This window comes from Zoogloea oleivorans (assembly GCF_008107625.1).
Lineage (GTDB): Bacteria > Pseudomonadota > Gammaproteobacteria > Burkholderiales > Rhodocyclaceae > Zoogloea > Zoogloea oleivorans.
This window is the reverse complement of sequence record NZ_SDKK01000018.1, coordinates 92795-96206: the sequence shown is the minus strand read 5'-3', so window position 1 is coordinate 96206 and position 3412 is coordinate 92795. Positions and strand designations below refer to the sequence as shown.

Sequence of the window (3412 nt, the reverse complement as noted above, 5' to 3'; positions counted from 1 at the left end):
CTCACGCGGCTGCCCACACAAAAGGCCAGTCGGATCTCGGAATTACTGCCCCACCGCTGGGCAAGCGTACACGCGGGCTGAATTCAAAAGAAATTGAAGTGGATAGGTGTCCACGCCGTTCGGCGTGGACATGAATACGCTATTTGGGCTGCCACGAGGAGATGGGGTCGCCGGACGCTTACCCTTATCCTGCGAAAATACTCCATTCGCCACACGCACTTCGCCGACCATGATCGAGTCGAGCTGCGCTTTCCTGCTCCGTGTCACCCGCATCGAACATCAACGCTGCCCGCATTCTGTAAGCGGACAGTTTCGTCTCGTCAAGACGATCCAATCGGGACATCGCCCAGGGTATCCGCGAGGGCAGCCACGAGGGACGAACCTGTGCCCTATGCTGGGGAGCGATCGGATGGCAACAGCATTCGCAGTCGCTTTGACTCTGAGCACGGGAAACGTGTCAGCACCAACGCAGCATTCACTCTTCGCGCCACGTCCGATCAGCGTTCCATGAACGCTCCCGAGTGTTCAAGAGCATCGCCCCTTCCGTTACGCTCATGCCAAACAATTGACTTCAGACGGGGCAACCTTACAATCCCGATAGTCACCGTCATCACAGCGGTTCAGTCCAACAAGGTCTATCCGCAGCCATGCCGCATCGCCTTCTCCAAGCTCTGCCACGTCGGCGGATAAACGCTATTCGTTATGTTTAGATCGGAACAATAAAGCTTTGTATGAGTGAAGTTCAAACAAGCCATACTCTTGAGAGCATTCAATTTGAGTTTGATTGCTTAATTGAAAATCTGTCTAGAGTTCTTAAGGAAATAAAGCCAAGAACTAATATACTAAATACAAAGCTAGGTGCCATTAAAAAAGACTTGGCAAATCTTGATGGCTTGGATGGCGAATCTTTGGCAAAAATTACAGAAATAGCAATTAAATACAACGCCATCAACAATATCTTTCTGCACAAAGTCGATTACAACAAACACGATTTAGCCAAAATAATCGAAGGAAAATCAAACTATGCGCAAGATAGCGATGAAAGCTATAACGACCATTTTTTTGAACTCTCAATGGGCGTTAGATTTCTGCTCGCACTAAAAGAAAAAAACCCAAACACCAAAATAAGTTTAGACGGCGTTTGCGATGTAATCGTAAACGACACAATTGCAATTGAATGCAAATACATCCACAGCCCTTCTGGCCTTGTCAAGAACGTAAGAAAGGCAAAGAAGCAGATTGAAGAGCGAGTGAGTAAGAGTCAAGCTAAATTTGGATTTATTGCGCTGGACTTGTCGCATATCTGCCCAAGGGAAAATATCAAGGAGTTTGCAAATTACACCTTCGGTAAGTTCGCTGCCAATTATGAAACTCTAGAATCAAAAGGTCGAATAAAAGACGACATACTCAAAGAGATACTAAATAACAATTATTTTTATAAAATACTTAGCAGCTACATTTCGGCGGAAATTGAAACATCGCTTTACAGCGAACTAGGTTTTTCATACGACTTGGGCCAAAAAGCATTGGCAATAATATTTCAATCAATAAACTCATTTGCCTTTGAGTACAAAGGAAAAGTTTTGCCTCTGACGACCAGAGGAATGACGTATTTTTTAAATCCCGCTCTCAAAAACAAAAGCGCATTGGATGTAAAAAAGTTCATTCATGGGTTGGCGGTTGGTGTGTAAATTTAGAAAAGCATAACGATTAAGGTTAGATCGTTATCGCGAAGCGAGCCACGATCTGAAATTTAAATTTTCCGGATACAGTTCCACAACTTAGACCATAAACCAATTTTTTCAGTGCTTGGAGGTACAGTTGCCAGCGATGGCTGTGTTGGGCGATTCCCGTCCGCTTGGTCAGATTCTGCTACCCTATGATAGAACGTTTCCTTTGTAGCCTTATCCCGCTTCTTTTCTGCTTCGATCCGGTGGTGACCCCAAGGCCCGGCCTCCAATACCCGGTTGCTTTTGATTACATAATGTGACTTGCAGGGTAAGTTCCAGTTGCCAATTGATGGCCAAAGCGATACTTGTTCACCGTTAAACGTCAATGTCCAATCGGTTGGAGTTAATGGTGTAACAACTTCGTGGCCACAGCCGCAACAGCAGCTATGGACCACGGTGCCATATTCCATCGACACGTAGAGAACGCCTTGCTCAAGCTCTCTTGGAACTCCTTTCACGAAACGAGGCTCAAGCTGCGTATGGAGAATCATGCGGGAATCCCATTTAAAAGCATGTTGCCGTCAGTTGTATAGGAGCAGTGGTGTTCTTTCTCTAGATCACGATAGAAGCCGCGATACTTCTTCCACTTCATGACCGCCAAAGCAGCGTTCAGTGCGTTCAGGTCTGCGACCTGGATGTTTGAACTGTAGACGTTCTCTTCATTTTGCTCTTCAAAGGCGATACGTTCCCGTGCGAAACCCCGCTCCTCAGGTGTACTAAGTGTGACTCGCAGGATGCCCCCTAGCGATCCATTTGAAAGCTCCAGCCCCATGCCGACATCGACAAAAGGCACTCCCATTCGTTCCAGTTGTTCGACGGCTACACGTTTCGCTCCCCCCGCATCCATGCACAAAAACGCGAAACTGACGCCATCGAGAAGGGTCACTGTGCTCTCGGTGAGTTCCACTGCGTGCGCAACGATGCCTCGATGCATGCTTGAATAGATGGCGGCGAAATAATTGACTTTTTTCGGCATCTCACGAAGTTGCTCGATCGTTGGGGCGCCTGGGGCTCGGAAAGCATTGTGCTGGAGGAAATCATCACCATCGATAAGTCTGATTTCCCTCACCGGCGTTTTAGCTAGTAAGTCCAATGCGTAGGAACCTGTACCACCAATGCCGATGATTGCGATGCGTTCGTCGGCGAGACGTGCCGTCAATACTCCAATGCCTGCCCTACCCGAGGCCGTCTCCACGTAGTTGAAAACACTATCTCCGTCGTCCGCTGGGCCCCAAACTTTACGGGGACTGGTTCCCGGTCTAAGGACGGCGGCAGGCCCGGAGATAATCGTCGCGTACGTCGACATTTTTGCAAAGTAGTCGGTGTAACCGTTGTCGTTTGGTTTGCATGAGAGATAGTGCTGTGCAGAAACCAGCAAGTCCGCTGGAACGTTGCCTCCAGCGGAGATGCTGATGAGTGGCGTTCCGTCAGCGTGGCATGGAAATTCGCCTTCAAAATAAACGGTATGTGGCTCCGGCTTCAGTGTTATGTCACCAGACAAACATAACGTGGAGCGGATCGTGCCCGTCTTCACTTCCCTGTGAGCATTGATGTATGGCACTTCATACATCACAAGGTTTCCGCCTTCGATTCGTACTACATAGCCGTCCTCGCGGAGTTGCTTTAGGTCAGAGTTAAGATTGAATAGTGCGGCCGACATTGAGTAAGCGTCGTCCCAACCC

Annotated in this window: 3 protein-coding genes; 1 reads left to right on the top strand and 2 read right to left on the bottom strand. The window is 48.2% G+C overall.

Features of this window, described 5'->3' with window-relative positions; genetic code table 11:
* Window positions 1-731: 731 nt before the first annotated feature.
* Window positions 732-1691 carry a hypothetical protein gene (locus ETQ85_RS18355; RefSeq protein ID WP_148580532.1) on the top strand — a complete coding sequence of 320 codons (960 nt, stop codon included), beginning with the start codon at window positions 732-734 and terminating at the stop codon, window positions 1689-1691.
* Between the two features lie 62 nt (window positions 1692-1753).
* Here ETQ85_RS18355 and ETQ85_RS18350 read toward each other — a convergent pair whose 3' ends face one another.
* Together ETQ85_RS18350 and ETQ85_RS18345 are read right to left on the bottom strand one after the other, a co-directional pair.
* Complete coding sequence (locus ETQ85_RS18350; protein WP_222862206.1) at window positions 1754-2221, bottom strand: ubiquitination-like system serine protease family protein; 468 nt, start codon at window positions 2219-2221, stop codon at window positions 1754-1756.
* On the bottom strand, window positions 2218-3412 hold a 1195-nt coding region (locus tag ETQ85_RS18345; protein ID WP_222862205.1), incomplete at its 5' end, for a ThiF family adenylyltransferase. The genes ETQ85_RS18350 and ETQ85_RS18345, both read right to left, overlap by 4 nt.

Bases quoted from the DNA above. Each gene is read 5' to 3' on its own strand.
- ETQ85_RS18355 (WP_148580532.1), top strand. From the start codon at position 732: ATGAGTGAAGTTCAAACAAGCCATACTCTTGAGAGCATTCAATTTGAG.
- ETQ85_RS18350 (WP_222862206.1), bottom strand. From the start codon at position 2,221: ATGATTCTCCATACGCAGCTTGAGCCTCGTTTCGTGAAAGGAGTTCCA.